This is a genomic window from Undibacterium sp. FT79W, from assembly GCF_014284215.1.
GTDB classification, from domain to species: domain Bacteria; phylum Pseudomonadota; class Gammaproteobacteria; order Burkholderiales; family Burkholderiaceae_D; genus Undibacterium; species Undibacterium aquatile.
Genome location: NZ_JACOGB010000001.1, coordinates 383,740 through 399,982, shown reverse-complemented (window position 1 = coordinate 399,982; position 16,243 = coordinate 383,740). Strand labels below are relative to the sequence as shown.

Genomic DNA, 16,243 nt, shown 5'->3' with positions numbered 1-16,243 from the left:
AAAACCTTATGACTGAGATTGAGCTTAGTTTTTGTTGTCGAGTTTAGCTTTCAACAACGCGCCCAGGCTGGTAGTACCGGAAGCTGCATTGGAATCTACAGCAGTAGACATTTTTTGCATTGCTTCTTGTGTTTCAGCGCTGTCTTTTGCTTTGATAGACAACTGGATACCACGTGCTTTACGGTCGATGTTCAACACCAACGCTTCAACACTGTCGCCGACTTTCAGATGTGTACCAGCATCTTCCACGCGATCGCGGGAGATTTCGGATGCACGCAGGTAGCCTTCAACGTCGTCAGCCAGTTGGATCACTGCGCCTTTTGGCTCAACAGATTTCACTGTACCAGTAACGATTGCGCCTTTGTCGTTCATTGCGCAGTAGTTATTGAATGGGTCGCCTTCGAGTTGTTTAACACCCAGGGAAACGCGCTCACGCTCAACGTCGATCGCCAGAACGATGGCTTCCAGTTCGTCACCTTTCTTGAAGCGACGTACTGCTTCTTCGCCTGTTTCGTTCCAGGACAGATCAGACAAATGTACCAGACCATCGATGTTGCCAGACAAACCGATAAATACGCCGAAATCAGTGATGGACTTGATCGCGCCGCGAACTTTGTCACCTTTCTTGTGGTTGATCGCGAAATCATCCCAAGGATTAGCTTTGCACTGTTTCATGCCCAGGCTGATACGACGACGTTCTTCGTCGATTTCCAGAACCATAACTTCAACTTCGTCGCCCAATTGAACAACTTTGTTTGGTGCAACGTTTTTGTTAGTCCAGTCCATTTCGGAAACGTGAACCAGTCCTTCGATACCTTGTTCGACTTCAACGAACGCACCGTAGTCGGTCAGGTTAGTTACTTTACCGAACAGACGTGTGTTCGCTGGGTAACGACGGGACAAGCCTGTCCATGGGTCGTCGCCCAATTGTTTTACGCCCAGGGACACACGGTTTTTCTCTTGGTCGAATTTCAATACTTTTGCAGTGATTTCCTGACCAACTGTCAACACCTCGGAAGGGTGACGTACACGACGCCATGCCAGATCAGTGATGTGCAACAAGCCATCGATGCCACCCAGATCAACGAACGCGCCGTAGTCAGTGATATTTTTAACGATACCAGTAACCACTGTGCCTTCTTTCAGGGTTTCCATCAGTTTTTGACGCTCTTCGCCCATAGACGCTTCAACAACAGCGCGGCGGGACAGCACAACGTTGTTACGCTTGCGGTCGAGCTTGATGACTTTGAATTCCATGGTTTTGCCTTCGTAAGGAGTTGTATCCTTCACTGGGCGTGTATCAACCAAAGAACCTGGCAAGAAAGCGCGGATGCCGTTCGTCAGAACAGTCAGACCACCTTTAACTTTGCCGTTAACTGTACCAGTAACGATCTCGCCAGACTCCAGCGCTTTTTCGAGCGCGAGCCAGGATGCCAGACGTTTTGCTTTGTCACGGGACAGGATAGTGTCGCCGAAACCGTTTTCCAGCGAATCAATCGCTACGGAAACGAAATCGCCGATATTAACTTCCAGGTCGCCCTGGTCGTTTTTGAATTCTTCAACAGGGATGAAGGCTTCAGACTTCAAGCCTGCGTTCACGATCACGAAGTTGTGGTCGATACGAACGACTTCAGCAGAAATCACTTCACCGGAACGCATATCCTGACGTGACAGGGACTCTTCGAACAAAGCTGCGAAGCTGTCTGCACCGGTTGCGAAATCTTGGGACATGAATACAGTAGACATAATATTTTTGAGTTAGCCGGAACAGAACAAAGGCGCTGTTTACCGGGTTAGGTTGAACAACCCTTCAATAAACTTGCTTTATCAAAGGGACTTACTCGCACATTCAGCAATCAAACAGTCTTACTATTGAGACGACTTGCTTTCCTGTGCTTCTGCATACCATTCCAGCACCTGATTCACCGCTTGTTCAGCAGTAATTTCTGAGGTATCCAGAATAATTGCACCTGATGCAGGTTTGAGTGGAGCGGCTGCGCGGGTACTGTCTCTCGCATCACGTTCCATCAAATCTTTTACCAAGTCTTCCATATTAGCAGAAATTCCCTTTTCAATCAATTGCTTATATCGACGACTCGCGCGCGCCTCGGCACTTGCTGTCAGGAAAATTTTGAGACTGGCATCGGGGAAAATCACGCTGCCCATGTCGCGCCCGTCCGCCACCAGGCCGGGAGTATTGCGGAACGACAATTGCAAGTCCACCAAAGCTTTGCGGACTTCCGGCAACACGGCAATGCGTGATGCGGCAACGCCTATCGCTTCGGCGCGCACATCGTCAGTCACATCGTCGTCTTCCAGCATGACGTGGCCGTGAACGAAACGACAGGGCAAGGCGCGTGCCAATGCAGCAATGCTGGTTTCATCGTCAAGCGAGACATTTTTGCGTTGCGCCATCAGGGCAGTTAAACGGTACAACGCGCCAGAATCGAGATAATGAAAACCCAGATGTTTGGCAACGCGATGGGCGACGGTTCCTTTACCGGAAGCAGTCGGCCCATCAATCGTAATTACGGCATACTTATTTGTCATTTTGGGGGAGTATCCTTCAATTTTGCTCTATTGTCGGCATAAACAAAGGCCGTTTTTATATACTGGGGGGAGTATTAAAACAGCTCCTGATGGTTGATTTTGGCAAAAACCTCAAAATAATCAGGGAAAGTCTTGGCGACGCAATGCGGTTCGTTAATCCGCATCGCTGCGCCGCGCCGCGCCTTGCCATCCAGACTGGCAAGCGAAAAGCACATCGCCATACGGTGATCATCATAGGTATCGATGGTCGCGGGCAAGATCTGCGCCGGTGGCGTGACGCGCATGCAATCCGCGCCCTCTTCCACGGTTGCGCCGAGTTTCCTTAATTCTGTCGCCATCGCCGACAGACGATCCGTCTCTTTGACGCGCCAGCTCGCAATATTGCGCAGCGTTGTAGTGCCATTTGCATACAAGGCCGCCATTGCGATCGTCATCGCGGCGTCAGGAATATGATTAAAATCCATGTCTATCGCCTGCAATGCGCCATTCGACGTGGCTTCTATCCAGTTATCGCCACGGGTGATGGTTGCCCCCATTTTTTCCAGCGCCTCAGCAAAGCGGACATCGCCCTGTATGCTGTCGCGGCCGACGCCTTCCACCCGCACCGGCCCGCCTGCAATGGCGCCAGCGGCCAGAAAGTAGGAAGCAGACGAAGCGTCCCCCTCAACATGCACCACGCCCGGCGACACATAATGCTGCCCGCGTTTGATGGTGAACGCCTGCCAGCCATCGCGTTCGACGGCAACACCAAAACGCTGCATCAGATTCAACGTGATTTCAATATACGGCTTGGAAATTAATTCACCAACGACATCAATCACGATGTCATGCTCTTTCGCCATTAATGGCGCCGCCATCAGCAAGGCCGTCAGAAACTGGCTGGAGACATTGCCTTTGACTTGTAAACGCTGCGCATGAATATGACCACGACGAATGTGTAAAGGCGGATAGCCAGGATTGCCGGTGTACTCAACCTGCGCTCCGGCGGCATTCAGGGCATCGACCAGATCGCCAATCGGCCGCTCATGCATACGCGCGACGCCATGCACGGTGTAATCACCACCCAGCACAGCCAGCGTCGCGACCAATGGGCGAATCGCAGTGCCCGCATTTCCCATGAACAGATCGGCCTGATGGCGGGGAAGCTGACCGTTAACACCGCGGACCGTGTAGTTCTGGCTGTCACCTTCTTGCTCCCAATGCACGCCCAGTTGCTGCAAGGCGTTCAGCATCACCAGCGTATCGTCGGACGCCAGTAAATCTTTGATTTCCGTCGTCCCCTGCGCCAGTGCTGCGAGCAACAAGGTGCGATTGGAAATACTCTTGGAGCCGGGCAAGCGCACCGTGCCCTGCACCTGCATTATTGGCTGCAAATCAATGTATGGCGGATAGTGTTTGCTTTGTTGCGTCATAGTGATGAACTTATTCGGAAAGCATCCGGAACCTGATCCGGAATGCAGATAATTTATTTTCGACAAAGACAGGATTGATGTAAAACCGCCCCAGCGGCGTTATGACTCCTCGCCGTACTATTCGTACTGTCTTCGTCGCCATGTCTTGCCGGGACAACCTTTCATCGATCCTAAAAGAATAACAGACGAATGACAGATGAACCCCGATCAGTGGCAATCTGAACAGATCAGAATTCGTCCGTCGTCATCCGGGATGAAGCCGAGAACATTACCGATGTTAATCGCCACCTTCACGCTGCTGCTTTTCTGCGGCTTCAATCGCGGAAATCCAGTTGTGACGGGCGCGTTGTGCGTTTGCATAAATGCCTTCGATACCCGCTGCATCAGCATTGACTAAATGCTGGCGCAACACCGCCAGACGCGCGGTGTACGAATCCAGTTCCTGCAACATCGCGTGCCGGTTTGCCAGCGTGATGTCGCGCCACATTTCCGGCGAAGAACCGGCAATCCGGGTGAAATCACGAAAGCCGCTCGCCGCATATTGAAACAGGGTATCGGCATGTTCTTTACGCGCGATATCGTCCACCAATGCATAAGCAAGCAGGTGCGGCAAATGACTGACTGCTGCAAACACCGCATCATGCCCGGCCGGATCAAGATAATGAATAATCGCGCCGCATTGTTGCCATGCCCAGGCAACGCGCGCCACATCCGCATCGCTGTTTTCCGGCAGGCGTGTGATCACCGCTTTTTTACCGACATACAAATCAACGAGTGCCGCTTCTGGCCCATTCAACTCGCGACCTGCAATCGGATGCGCAGGGACAAACTGGCGCAACTTTGCGCCCAGCGCTTCTTTTGCGGCATCAACGACATCGGATTTGGTACTGCCAGCGTCGGTAACAATCGTTGTTGGCGATAAATACGGCTGTATGGAATCCAGAATTGCTTTGGTTTGCGCGACCGGCGCAGCAATCAACACCAGATCAGCATCCTTGACTGCAGCTTCGGGCGAAGTCGCAATGCTGTCGATAATACCGAGCTGCAATGCTCGTTCCAGCGAAGCCTGACTACGCCCGGCGCCAATGATATGCTGCACAGCGCCAGCTTTTTTCAATGCCAGCGCAAATGAGCCACCGATCAGGCCAACACCAAAAATCGCAACACGCTTAAAAAAATTCGGGACCTTATCCATCACGATCTCACAACGTACAAGGATAAGAACCCAGGACTTTGAAGAACGCTGCTTTTGCATCAAGCTCAGCCATCGCCGCTGCAACTCTTTCATCCATGACGTGTCCTTCGACATCGACATAGAAGTAATATTCCCAGTTACCGGTGCGGGCGGGACGCGATTCAAAACGGGTCATCGAAACGCCGTGTTTGGATAAGGGTGCCAGCAAATCATAAACAGCACCGGCTTTATTCGGCGTCGCCAGCACAATCGAGGTCTGGTCTTTACCGCTCGGTGTGGTATGCAGACGGCCAATCACCGCAAAGCGCGTACGGTTATGCGGATCATCCTGAATGTGTGCGCTGACAATGCCGAGGTTATATTGGGTACCAGCGATTTCACTGGCGATCGCAGCAACGGTGTAATCACCACTGGCCATGCGCGCGGCTTCAGCATTCGATGCCACAGCCTGCCGTTCGATATGCGGATAATGCTGATTCAGCCAGGCTTGGCATTGCGCCAATGCCTGCGAGTGGGCGCAGATGCGGCTCACGCCTTCCATGTTGCCGGATTTGCTCATCAGACTGTGCTGCACCGGAATCGCCAGTTCGCCACTGATCGCCAGACTGGTTTGCAGCAATAAATCGAGTGTGCGATTGATCGCGCCTTCGGAAGAGTTTTCAATCGGTACGACGCCGAAATCTGCCGTGCCCGCTTCCGTCGCGCGGAAAACCTCGTCAATTGAAACGCAAGGCAAAGCCTGAATCGCGTGGCCAAACTGCTTGTACACGGCTTGTTCGCTGAAAGTGCCGACCGGCCCGAGAAATGCCACCACCACGCGTCGTTCCAATGCGCGGCAGGCGGACATGATTTCGCGGAAAATCAACTGGATATCTTCGTTCAGCAAAGGACCGGGATTACGCTCAGCGACCCCGCGCAATACCTGCGCCTCGCGCTCAGGGCGAAACACCGGTGCATTGGTTTCGGCTTTGACGTGACCGACTTCTTCAGCCACACGGGCACGCTGATTCAGCAAGTCGAGAATCTGGGCATCGATCGTATCAATCTTAATGCGCAGGGGAAGTAATTTGTTGTCGCTCATAACTAACCTAAAAACCGTTTTTGTACACTGTGACAGCGGCGCACGACAGTGAATAGTCGCGCCTGCCGCTATGTATTATTTGATTCCTCACCAGGCTTTTGATCTGGTGCGACAGCGCCACGGTTTCCAGGTGATGGGTTATGCCATGTTCAGAAAGGGCTGCCGCTTGAGGAGAAGACTACACGCTATTACTTTTACACTCAGGAATGCGCGCTGGCAAACTCGTGCATGAAACCAACCAGTGCCTGCACACCGGCGAGAGGCATCGCGTTGTAAATCGAAGCACGCATACCACCAACCGATTTATGCCCCTTCAATTGCAACAAACCCTGCGCTTTTGCAGCAGTCAGAAATTCAGCATTCAAGGATTCGTCTTTCAGAAAAAACGGTACGTTCATACGTGAACGACATTCTTTCGCCACACGATTTTCATAAAAATCAGTGGAATCAAGGTAGTCATACAACAACGTTGCCTTCGCAATGTTTTGCGCTTCCATCGCTGCCACGCCACCCTGGCGCTTCAACCACTGAAACACCAGACCTGCAATATAGATCGCATAGGTTGGTGGCGTGTTGTACATGGAGCCGTTGTCGGCAACAATTTTCCAGTCAAAGGCGGATGGGCATACAGGCAAAGCATGTCCGAGCAAATCTTCGCGCACGATCACCAGCGTCAGGCCAGCCGGGCCAATATTCTTTTGCGCGCCGCCAAAAATCACACCATAGGCAGACACATCAATCACGCGCGACAAAATATGCGAAGACATATCCGCCACAATGGGTGCACCATCGGTCTGTTCCGCTACATCTGGCACGAAATGATATTCAACACCGTCTATCGTTTCATTGGTGCAGAGATGTACATAGGCCGCGTCTTTCGACAACTGCCAGCTTTCTCTTGCCGGAACTGCCGTAAAACCATTGCTGGCAGCGGATGCCGCCACATTCACTGTGGCGTATTTTTGCGCTTCTTTAATTGACTTACCGCTCCATGAGCCAGTATGAATGAAATCTACCGGCGCATCGGGACGACGCCCCATCAGGTTCATGGGAACGATGGCATTTTCACCGAGACCACCACCTTGTAAAAACAAGATTTTGTAATTGTCCGGAATCGCCAGCAAATCACGTAAATCACGCTGGGCGGCATCCATGACGGACATGAATTCTGCGCCGCGATGACTCATCTCCATGACCGACATACCGCTGCCATGCCAATCCAGCATTTCTGCAGCAGCCTGCTGTAAAACCTCTTTAGGCAAAACTGCCGGGCCCGCCGAAAAATTGTAGATGGTGGTCATGGTTTTACTCCGCTACATCGCCAGTCGCGTCATCAGCGGCATTAGTGTCGCCATCGACAGACGTTGCGCCTGATTCAGTTTCATCCTGATCAGCATCCGTTTCAACGATACGCTGCAAGCCGGACAAGGTAGTTCCATCCTCAACCGCGATCAGTGTGACGCCTTGTGTTGCGCGTCCCATTTCACGAATCTCAGAGACACGGGTCCTGATCAAAACGCCACCGGTCGTGATCAGCATGATTTCATCGGTCGTTTCAACCAGAGTCGCAGCAACAACTTTGCCGTTACGCTCAGAAGTCTGAATCGCAATCATGCCTTTGGTACCGCGACCATGACGGGTATATTCAGTAATCGGTGTACGTTTGCCAAAGCCATTTTCTGTTGCAGTCAATACCGATTGCTGCTCGTTTTCCGCCACCAGCAAGGCGATGACTTGTTGCGTTTCATCGAGATTCATGCCGCGCACACCACGTGCAGTACGCCCCATAGGACGCACATCATTTTCATCGAAACGTACAGCCTTACCCGCATCGGAGAACAACATCACATCATGCTTGCCGTCGGTCAGCGCCGCACCGATCAGGAAGTCGCCGTCATCCAGATCCACCGCGATAATGCCGGCTTTACGTGGATTACTGAAATCGGCCAGCGGTGTTTTCTTCACAGTGCCAAGGCTGGTTGCCATGAAAATATAACGGTCTTCAGGGAAGCTGCGGTTGTCACCCGACAAAGGCAGAATGACAGTGATTTTTTCGCCATCCTGCAACGGGAACATATTCACGATAGGCTTGCCGCGTGAACTACGCGAACCTTGCGGCACTTCCCATACTTTGAGCCAGTAGAGACGGCCACGGTTACTGAAGCACAGGATGTAATCGTGGGTATTGGCGACAAATAATTGCTCAATCCAGTCATCATCTTTCGTTGCAGTCGCTTGCTTGCCACGGCCGCCACGTTTCTGCGCACGGTATTCAGACAAGGGTTGCGATTTCATGTAGCCGGTGTGCGACAAGGTCACCACCATATCAACCGGCGTGATCAGATCTTCGGTTTCAAGGTCGGTCGCGTTGTGTGTAATTTCAGAACGGCGAACGTCTTTATTTCCTTCGCCATACTCATTTCTGGCGAGTGTCAGTTCATCCGTAATAATCGTTGTGACACGTTCAGGCTTAGACAGAATATCGAGCAAATCGGCGATTTCAGCCATCACGTCTTTGTATTCGTTGACGATCTTATCCTGCTCCAGGCCAGTCAGACGTTGCAAACGCATTTGCAAAATTTCCTGCGCCTGATCATCGGATAATTTGTACAGGCCATCCGGCTGAATACCGTAATGCTTAGGCAAACTCTCCGGACGGAAAGCGTCAATACCACCAGGATTATCAGCAGCAGTGCGCGTCAGCATCTCACGTACCATGGAGCTATCCCAGGCGCGCGTCATCAATTCCTGTTTCGCCAGTGGAGGTGTCGGCGCCGCTTTGATGATAGCGATGAAGTCGTCGATATTCGCCAATGCTACTGCCAGGCCTTCGAGCACATGACCGCGTTCGCGCGCTTTGCGCAACTCAAACACGGTACGACGCGTAACAACTTCGCGGCGATGTGACAGGAAGCACGACAACATCTCTTTCAGGTTCAGCAGCTTAGGCTGGCCATTGACCAGCGCCACCATATTCATACCGAAAGTGTCCTGCAATTGTGTCTGCTTATACAGATTATTCAGCACAACATCCGGCACTTCACCACGTTTGAGCTCAATCACCACGCGCATACCGGATTTATCAGATTCGTCGCGGATATCTGAAATGCCGTCGAGCTTTTTATCGCGCACTAATTCTGCAATACGCTCAAGCAAAGATTTTTTATTGACCTGATACGGCAGCTCATCAATGATCAGCGCGGTACGATTCTCTTTGCCAAATTCCTCAAAATGCGTTTTCGCACGCATCACGACACGACCGCGACCAGTGCGGTAACCGTCACGCACACCGGAAACACCATAGATAATGCCGCCGGTAGGGAAATCCGGTGCAGGGATAATCTCTATCAGCTCATCTATCGTGCAATCATCATTCCGCAATAAGTGCAGGGCACCATTGATAATTTCAGTGATGTTGTGCGGCGGAATATTGGTCGCCATACCGACCGCGATACCAGAGGCACCGTTGATCAGTAAGTTAGGAATACGGGTAGGCAAAACCGACGGTTCTTTTTCTTTACCGTCATAGTTCGGTACGAAATCGACCGTTTCTTTTTCGATATCCGCCAGGATTTCGTTAGCAATTTTATCTAAGCGACATTCGGTGTAACGCATCGCAGCGGCACTGTCGCCATCAATGGAACCGAAGTTACCCTGACCATCGACCAGCGTGTAGCGCAAGGAAAAATCCTGCGCCATACGTACCAATGTGTCATAAATAGAAGCATCGCCGTGCGGATGGTATTTACCCATGACCTCACCGACAACGCGCGCGCATTTGACGAATGGACGGTTATAGACATTGTTCATCTCATGCATCGCGAATAAAACGCGTCGATGCACAGGCTTCAAGCCATCACGCACATCCGGCAAGGCTCGACCAACAATCACGCTCATCGCGTAATCGAGGTAGCTCTTGCGCATTTCTTCTTCAAGGGAAATCGGGAGTGTTTCTTTTGCGAATTGATCCATTGGCATGCCGGCAAATTAGAGCTTGGTTAAATGATAACATCACGAAAAACAGTCGCTGCTAATCGTAGTGCCGTAATGCACCATGTCAGCAAAACATCGCTTTCACAGAAGCAATACGAAAGTCAATGGCACGTTTTTTCGAATGTTTAGCTCTTGATTTTACCATGCTCAACAGGCCAAACGTCACAAAATAGCAAAACACAAATACCCCCAAGCAATTGCGGAGCCTAAGCTCTGGCGTCAGATCGTGTCCGAGAAAATATTCCCATGAGATTAAGGATTCATTACCAATAAACAACCTGACAGCAACACAAGGCAAATTACTTGAATAATTTTCGCCATCTCGACTATCAATAAGAAGTCAACAAACTGACTCTGACAATCGAAAACACCCCAAAATCGATAAATTCAATAAGTGCGTTCATCAAAGCAAGTTATTTTTTTGCAATTTCTTAAGTGGATTTCACCTGAAAACCGCTGTGCAATTGTTGCCCATGCACGACATATTTAACGAAGTGTTACTTTAGCGATTTAACAAGTCATGCCGGATTGACGTTATCTATGGCAAAATATTGATTAATAACAGCGTTGTTCGTTTGACGAAATAGTAATGTCATCAAGCGCGTGGTATCATCAGGTTTTAAGCAGTAATTTGCGCAGTTTATCTGCGATAATTAAATCTCAGTCGAGAGGATAAATATGAAAATTCTAGTTAAGCTCGTTATCGCAGCGTCCGCAGTTGCTTCCTTTTCTGCATCCGCACAACAAGACATCAAAGCGAACACACCACACAGTGCTTATGTACAAGATGGTCGTGGCGTCATTGTTCGTGATGCATTCGGTCTGTGCTGGCGTACTGGCTACTGGACACCTGCTGATGCAGTGCCAGGTTGCGACGCTCCATTGGTAAAAGAAGCTGCTCCAGCTCCTGTTGCTGCTCCTGCTCCTGTTGCGGCTCCTGCACCAGCTCCTGTTGTTGCTCCTGTTGCTCCAACATCTGAAAAAGTGACTTTCGCTGCCAGCGCATTGTTTGACTTCGACAAATCAGTATTGAAAGCTGAAGGTAAAACTCAGCTCGACGATATGGTTTCTAAATTGAAATCGATCAATCTGGAAGTTGTTATCGCTGTTGGTCATACTGACTCCGTTGGTACAGATGCATACAACCAAAAACTGTCTATCCGCCGCGCAGAAGCAGTTAAAGCTTACTTGGTAAGCAAAGGTATCGAAGCTAACCGTGTTTACACTGAAGGCAAAGGCGAAAAACAACCAGTTGCTGATAACAAAACAGCAGAAGGCCGCGCTAAAAACCGCCGCGTAGAAATCGAAGTTGTTGGTACACGTAACAAATAATTAAACTCCGTTTTAATTATGTAAAAACCCCGCTTCGGCGGGGTTTTTTACTTTTTGTTTCTCGTACCAAATCTGCATTTACCCCGCAAAAATACGCCATAAGAATAGATTAAATAGAACCTCAATACCCCTGCAACAAACACAGCTACCGAAGAAGATCCTGAAACTGTACTTGTCTTGATCTGACTAAGTGCGGTAAATATCCGGATCGCCTACAATACGCCATTAATCTATCCCCTCTCAACACAGAAATATCCGCACACATCATGCCGACACTAAATGCAGATCCAGCAGAAATTCAGAAATTCAGTGACCTCGCTCATCGCTGGTGGGATCCAAGTTCAGAGTTCCGCCCTTTACATGAAATTAACCCGCTGCGTCTGGAATGGATTAATCAACGGGTTCCGCTATCAGGTAAAAATGTCATTGATGTCGGCTGTGGTGGCGGCATACTCGCCGAATCGATGGCAAAAAAGGGAGCCATTGTTACTGGCATCGATCTTTCAGAAAAAGCACTGAAAGTGGCCGACTTGCACGGTTTAGAATCAGGCGTCAGCGTACGTTATAAAAATATCCCCGCCGAAGAGATGGCCGAAGCGGAAGCTGGTCAGTACGACGTTGTCACTTGCATGGAAATGCTGGAACACGTCCCTGATCCATCATCCATCATTCGGGCCTGCACAAAACTATTGAAACCAGGTGGGCATGTCTTTTTCTCCACCTTGAACCGTAATGTCAAATCGTATCTGTTCGCAATTCTTGGTGCTGAGTACGTTTTGCAATTATTGCCAAAAGGTACGCACGACTATGCAAAATTCATCACTCCGGCAGAACTTTCGCAAGATGTTCGCAATGCGGGTCTTGAATTAAATGCCATGAAAGGTTTGAGCTACAATCCGCTGACAAAAATCTATTCATTGAATAACGATACCAGCGTCAACTACATGATTGCCTGCACCAAGCCAGCCTAAATCTGATCATGTACAAACGGACACCGAGTTCCGTTTGTACGTTTACCAATTCGCCTATGCACAATCCTCAAGCAATTTTATTCGATCTCGATGGTACCTTAGCCGATACCGCGCCAGATCTGGCTGCTGCCATTAATGCTATGCGCGTACGCCGTAGCTTAGCTCCCGTACATTATCTCAGCCTAAGACCATTTGCTTCTGCCGGCGCCCGTGGCTTACTGGCAGCGGGTTTTAATATCACGCCTGAAGATGCGAATTATGAATCGATGCGCATTGAATTTTTGAATCAATATGAATGTGCAATGGCGGTACACAGCCGCTTATTTGAACATGTCACGACGCTGCTGCATGGGTTGAACGCCCTGAGCCTGACATGGGGCATAGTGACAAATAAAGCGACGCGTTTTACCAAACCGTTGATCTCTTTGCTTGACCTTCAGGAAGCCCGCTGCGTGATTTCCGGGGATACGACGCCTCATGCGAAACCACATCCGGCTCCCTTACTGGAAGGTGCAAGACGACTAGGCATACGCTCAGAACATTGCTGGTACATCGGTGATGATTTGCGGGATATTCAGGCTGCTGAAGCCGCTGGTATGACCAGTATCGCCGCTGCCTGGGGATATTGTGGTGCCACCGAGCCGAAGCAATGGAAAGCAGATGCCATCATCGACAGTCCGCTCGAATTACTGGAATTAATCAGAGCTAAACATTTACAAGTCATCCCCTCTTGAATTTTTCGTGCGACACCGCATATAGGTTATACTAGCAAAGCTTTGGGGTCGACCTGGTTTCGACAGGGGTTGCAAAGCAGCGCAGGGCATACCGAGGCCAGACTACCTCGTAAATACAATCTGAACTATATAACTGCAAACGATAACTCGTACGCATTAGCAGCTTAATTGCTTGCTAACTCTACACCGCCTCTTCCCTAGGGCGGGCTGGCAACAGCAGTAGAGTCATTCATAGGGAATCGTCCTGAATCGGGTTACTTGGCTCGGGATTAAATCAAAGGTAACTCGTCCAGCCGCAGCGTGTGCGTCCGCGTCGTCTGGATTAAATTAAATGGCAGCACTAAGTATGTAGAACTGTCTGTAGAGTGCTTCTGGACGCGGGTTCGATTCCCGCCGACTCCACCAGAATACTGCAAATGCATCACAAAGTTTGACTAAAACCCGCCCTTCCTCATAGGAGAGCGGGTTTTTTATTGCCCATTGTTAACCAGTAACTGCAATGCTGATATGCAGTAACTAACGCAGTAAACCTGATTCTGCGGTTACTGTTTATAAAAGTTACTGCACCAGGGGGGGTAATGGCGAAAGAGCTTCTATCAGATACAACACTCAGATCGCCAAAAGAAAGTGACACTACCTACAACGGCAAAAAGCAGCTTCACGATGGTAGAGGTCTTTATCTCTTGCTAGGCATCGAGGCGCGGGGCGTGCATGGCGTTTTGACTCCACCTCTGCGCTTAAATGCAATTCATTCGAGTTGATTCGTAAAAACTTCCATCAAGAATAAATTTCAATGTGTCAATCCGGCAGCTTAAAATCAAAATTAGCATATGCCCAGCCTCGCTGGGGAACTCCATTCAAAGTCGCTGGCTTGAATTTACACAATTTCGCATTATCTAGAGCCGAAAAGTCTAGCAAAGGGTAGCCTGAAGAAATTCGATTTAAAGCATGTGCAACGGTACCGTCAGGCTCAATAAGAAACATTAACCCTACAGTACCAATCTCGCCATTTCTGAGCGACATTCTAGGATATCCAGGAGAAATGCAGCTTTCGAAATTTATTCGTGATACGACATATGCAGAAGCTTCATTATCGTCAAGATTCTTCTGCTGTGCAGCGATTAATTTAACTTCTGCCTCGATGGATAGGCAGGGATTCGCCAATCGTTTTACAGATTTCATTAACTTGTCAGTACCACCAAGATTTCTGTACATAACACTAAGGAATCCAAAGTTTTCGGCTAAATAATCAAGATCTTTCTTGGCCAAATTTAATTGACTGACATCATAATTGGCAGAAGCCTTAGATAGTGTCGTCTCACGGTCGATTAATAGCTGATACTTTGCGTAAGTTTGATTCATATAATCAACCAACTCCGTAAGTTTACTTAGCTGGTAAGGAATTGTTTTTTGGCATTCGTTCAACAAATTCAGCTGCATTACCAAATTTTCTGCCAATTGCATTTTCGAAATTTGGGTTGTTTTTTCAACTTTATCTACCAAGGGTGTTTCTGCAGACACCATTTGGGTATTTATTAAAATACACAAAAATAAGATATTTCTAAATTTCATAAATGATAGCCGTGGTTCAATTGTTATAGCGAGCAGACAACCTTCATGACAGATTTTTATTCTGATTTTGAGGAATTTAAATATAACTTATATTTATAATATCATAACTTATTTAAGTGATTTTATTTGCAACATTAAGATTTGAATTTTATAAACTCAAAATCGTCGTTCAATTTTAGGATAACAATGAACTTACCTATGAGCATGACAGAGATTTTTTTAATCGCGATATTGCTCATTTTCAGCCTTCCATATTTAATCTGGCGTCTTGGCAAAACAGATTACTTTGCACCGCTGGTCGTCATACAAATCATCGCCGGCATACTGATGGGGCCGGGTGTCCTTGGTCGGATTTTTCCCGACTATTATCAATTCGTTTTTAACGCACAAATCATTCAGTCGCTGAACGGAATCGCGTGGTGGGCTGTGATGATTTTTGTCATGATCGCCGGTATCGAACTCGATCTGAAGAAAGTCTGGGAACACAGACGGGAAAGCTTCGTTACCGGCAGTCTGGCACTCGGTATGCCACTCTTATTTGGCAGCATTGCAGCCATCTGCTTACTTAAGTTTGACGGTTGGCAAGGCGCAAATGCACATTCATGGCAATTTGTTCTGGGTATCGGAATGGCTTGCGCGGTGACTGCGCTACCGATACTAATTCTGCTCATGGAAAAGTTAACGATTTTGCGACAAGCAATCGGTCAGCGCATCTTGCGTTACGCCAGTCTGGACGATATTGCGATCTGGGCTGTCCTCGCGATTATTCTTATGGACTGGACGCGCGTCGGCCGCCAACTGGGGTTTCTGTTTCTGTTTGCCTTGGCCACGATCGGCTTCCGCAAATTGATGGTGAAGCTATCTGAACGTGATCGCTGGTATGTCAGCCTGATCTGGCTTGCCGCTTGTAGTTTTGCCGCGGATTGGGCAGGTTTGCATTTTATGGTCGGCGCATTTCTTTCCGGTGCGGTCATGGATGCACACTGGTTTGACCAAAGTAAGATGGATCTGTTGCGTGAGCATGTGTTACTGACCATCATGCCAGTATTTTTCCTGAGTACGGGTCTACGCACCAATTGGGATCTTGGCGGAACAGCGGTCTTCATTGCGGCAGCATTGTTATTGCTGGCATCGGTTGGCGGTAAATTAGCCGGTATTCACCTTGCGGGAAAAATACTCCACTGGGAAAAAGGAGAGGCTTCCATTATTGGCTGGCTGCTGCAAACCAAAGCACTGATCATGATTATCTTCGCCAACATCCTGCTGGATAAACACATCATCACCAATGAAACATTTACCGCGCTGTTACTGATGGCGATAGGCAGTACGATGCTGACTGTGCCCATGGTGCACCCGAAGCTAAAACAATTTAAATCAGTGATCTTTAAAGAGTAAAGTGATCG

At 49.0% G+C, this 16,243-nt stretch carries 12 protein-coding genes and 1 other RNA gene; 5 read left to right on the top strand and 8 right to left on the bottom strand.

The features are described 5' to 3' along the window. Nucleotides 1-24: 24 nt before the first annotated feature. The 7 genes from rpsA to gyrA form a co-directional block, all read right to left on the bottom strand. The gene (gene rpsA / locus H8K38_RS01745; RefSeq protein WP_186883051.1) at nucleotides 25-1,731 is read right to left on the bottom strand and encodes a 30S ribosomal protein S1; all 1,707 of its coding nucleotides are present in this window, start codon (nucleotides 1,729-1,731) and stop codon (nucleotides 25-27) included. Between the two features lie 138 nt (nucleotides 1,732-1,869). Further along, nucleotides 1,870-2,550 (bottom strand): (d)CMP kinase, encoded by a 681-nt coding sequence (gene cmk / locus H8K38_RS01740; protein ID WP_186883050.1) that lies wholly within the window; start codon nucleotides 2,548-2,550, stop codon nucleotides 1,870-1,872. Between the two features lie 74 nt (nucleotides 2,551-2,624). Next, nucleotides 2,625-3,962, bottom strand: a complete 1,338-nt coding sequence (gene aroA, locus H8K38_RS01735) for a 3-phosphoshikimate 1-carboxyvinyltransferase (protein WP_186883049.1) — start codon at nucleotides 3,960-3,962, stop codon at nucleotides 2,625-2,627. A 277-nt stretch (nucleotides 3,963-4,239) separates the two neighbouring features. Further along, nucleotides 4,240-5,157 carry a prephenate dehydrogenase/arogenate dehydrogenase family protein gene (locus tag H8K38_RS01730; RefSeq protein ID WP_186883344.1) on the bottom strand — a complete coding sequence of 306 codons (918 nt, stop codon included), beginning with the start codon at nucleotides 5,155-5,157 and terminating at the stop codon, nucleotides 4,240-4,242. A 7-nt stretch (nucleotides 5,158-5,164) separates the two neighbouring features. Then, the gene (gene pheA / locus H8K38_RS01725; protein WP_186883048.1) at nucleotides 5,165-6,238 is read right to left on the bottom strand and encodes a prephenate dehydratase; all 1,074 of its coding nucleotides are present in this window, start codon (nucleotides 6,236-6,238) and stop codon (nucleotides 5,165-5,167) included. Between the two features lie 200 nt (nucleotides 6,239-6,438). Next, complete coding sequence (serC, locus tag H8K38_RS01720; RefSeq protein ID WP_186883047.1) at nucleotides 6,439-7,539, bottom strand: 3-phosphoserine/phosphohydroxythreonine transaminase; 1,101 nt, start codon at nucleotides 7,537-7,539, stop codon at nucleotides 6,439-6,441. 4 nt (nucleotides 7,540-7,543) lie between these two features. Then, the gene (gene gyrA / locus H8K38_RS01715) at nucleotides 7,544-10,210 is read right to left on the bottom strand and encodes a DNA gyrase subunit A (RefSeq protein ID WP_186883046.1); all 2,667 of its coding nucleotides are present in this window, start codon (nucleotides 10,208-10,210) and stop codon (nucleotides 7,544-7,546) included. Nucleotides 10,211-10,909: 699 nt separating this feature from the next. Between gyrA and ompA the strand changes: the two genes are divergently transcribed. The 4 genes from ompA to ssrA all read left to right on the top strand — a co-directional run bounded on the left by ompA (nucleotide 10,910) and on the right by ssrA (nucleotide 13,673). Then, nucleotides 10,910-11,563, top strand: a complete 654-nt coding sequence (gene ompA / locus H8K38_RS01710; RefSeq protein ID WP_186883045.1) for an outer membrane protein OmpA — start codon at nucleotides 10,910-10,912, stop codon at nucleotides 11,561-11,563. A 266-nt stretch (nucleotides 11,564-11,829) separates the two neighbouring features. Next, nucleotides 11,830-12,534: a bifunctional 2-polyprenyl-6-hydroxyphenol methylase/3-demethylubiquinol 3-O-methyltransferase UbiG gene (ubiG, locus tag H8K38_RS01705; RefSeq protein ID WP_186883044.1), complete on the top strand. Its 705-nt coding sequence runs from the start codon at nucleotides 11,830-11,832 to the stop codon at nucleotides 12,532-12,534. A gap of 56 nt (nucleotides 12,535-12,590) precedes the next feature. Further along, nucleotides 12,591-13,268, top strand: a complete 678-nt coding sequence (locus H8K38_RS01700; protein WP_223826959.1) for an HAD family hydrolase — start codon at nucleotides 12,591-12,593, stop codon at nucleotides 13,266-13,268. Between the two features lie 44 nt (nucleotides 13,269-13,312). Next, nucleotides 13,313-13,673, top strand: a transfer-messenger RNA (tmRNA) gene (gene ssrA, locus H8K38_RS01695). Nucleotides 13,674-14,066: 393 nt separating this feature from the next. Here the strand turns inward: ssrA and H8K38_RS18315 are convergent. Continuing rightward, the gene (locus H8K38_RS18315; protein WP_255422789.1) at nucleotides 14,067-14,840 is read right to left on the bottom strand and encodes an energy transducer TonB; all 774 of its coding nucleotides are present in this window, start codon (nucleotides 14,838-14,840) and stop codon (nucleotides 14,067-14,069) included. Nucleotides 14,841-15,026: 186 nt separating this feature from the next. On the opposite strand from H8K38_RS18315, the gene H8K38_RS01685 reads away from it, so the two are divergent. Beyond that, on the top strand, nucleotides 15,027-16,235 hold the full coding sequence (locus tag H8K38_RS01685; protein WP_186883042.1) for a cation:proton antiporter: 1,209 nt from the start codon (nucleotides 15,027-15,029) through the stop codon (nucleotides 16,233-16,235). Nucleotides 16,236-16,243 lie beyond the last annotated feature (8 nt).

Bases quoted from the DNA above. Each gene is read 5' to 3' on its own strand.
- pheA (WP_186883048.1), bottom strand. From the start codon at position 6,238: ATGAGCGACAACAAATTACTTCCCCTGCGCATTAAGATTGATACGATC.
- cmk (WP_186883050.1), bottom strand. From the start codon at position 2,550: ATGACAAATAAGTATGCCGTAATTACGATTGATGGGCCGACTGCTTCC.
- H8K38_RS01700 (WP_223826959.1), top strand. From the start codon at position 12,591: ATGCACAATCCTCAAGCAATTTTATTCGATCTCGATGGTACCTTAGCC.
- H8K38_RS01730 (WP_186883344.1), bottom strand. From the start codon at position 5,157: ATGGATAAGGTCCCGAATTTTTTTAAGCGTGTTGCGATTTTTGGTGTT.
- H8K38_RS01685 (WP_186883042.1), top strand. From the start codon at position 15,027: ATGAACTTACCTATGAGCATGACAGAGATTTTTTTAATCGCGATATTG.
- ompA (WP_186883045.1), top strand. From the start codon at position 10,910: ATGAAAATTCTAGTTAAGCTCGTTATCGCAGCGTCCGCAGTTGCTTCC.
- serC (WP_186883047.1), bottom strand. From the start codon at position 7,539: ATGACCACCATCTACAATTTTTCGGCGGGCCCGGCAGTTTTGCCTAAA.
- ubiG (WP_186883044.1), top strand. From the start codon at position 11,830: ATGCCGACACTAAATGCAGATCCAGCAGAAATTCAGAAATTCAGTGAC.
- rpsA (WP_186883051.1), bottom strand. From the start codon at position 1,731: ATGTCCCAAGATTTCGCAACCGGTGCAGACAGCTTCGCAGCTTTGTTC.
- aroA (WP_186883049.1), bottom strand. From the start codon at position 3,962: ATGACGCAACAAAGCAAACACTATCCGCCATACATTGATTTGCAGCCA.
- gyrA (WP_186883046.1), bottom strand. From the start codon at position 10,210: ATGGATCAATTCGCAAAAGAAACACTCCCGATTTCCCTTGAAGAAGAA.
- H8K38_RS18315 (WP_255422789.1), bottom strand. From the start codon at position 14,840: ATGAAATTTAGAAATATCTTATTTTTGTGTATTTTAATAAATACCCAA.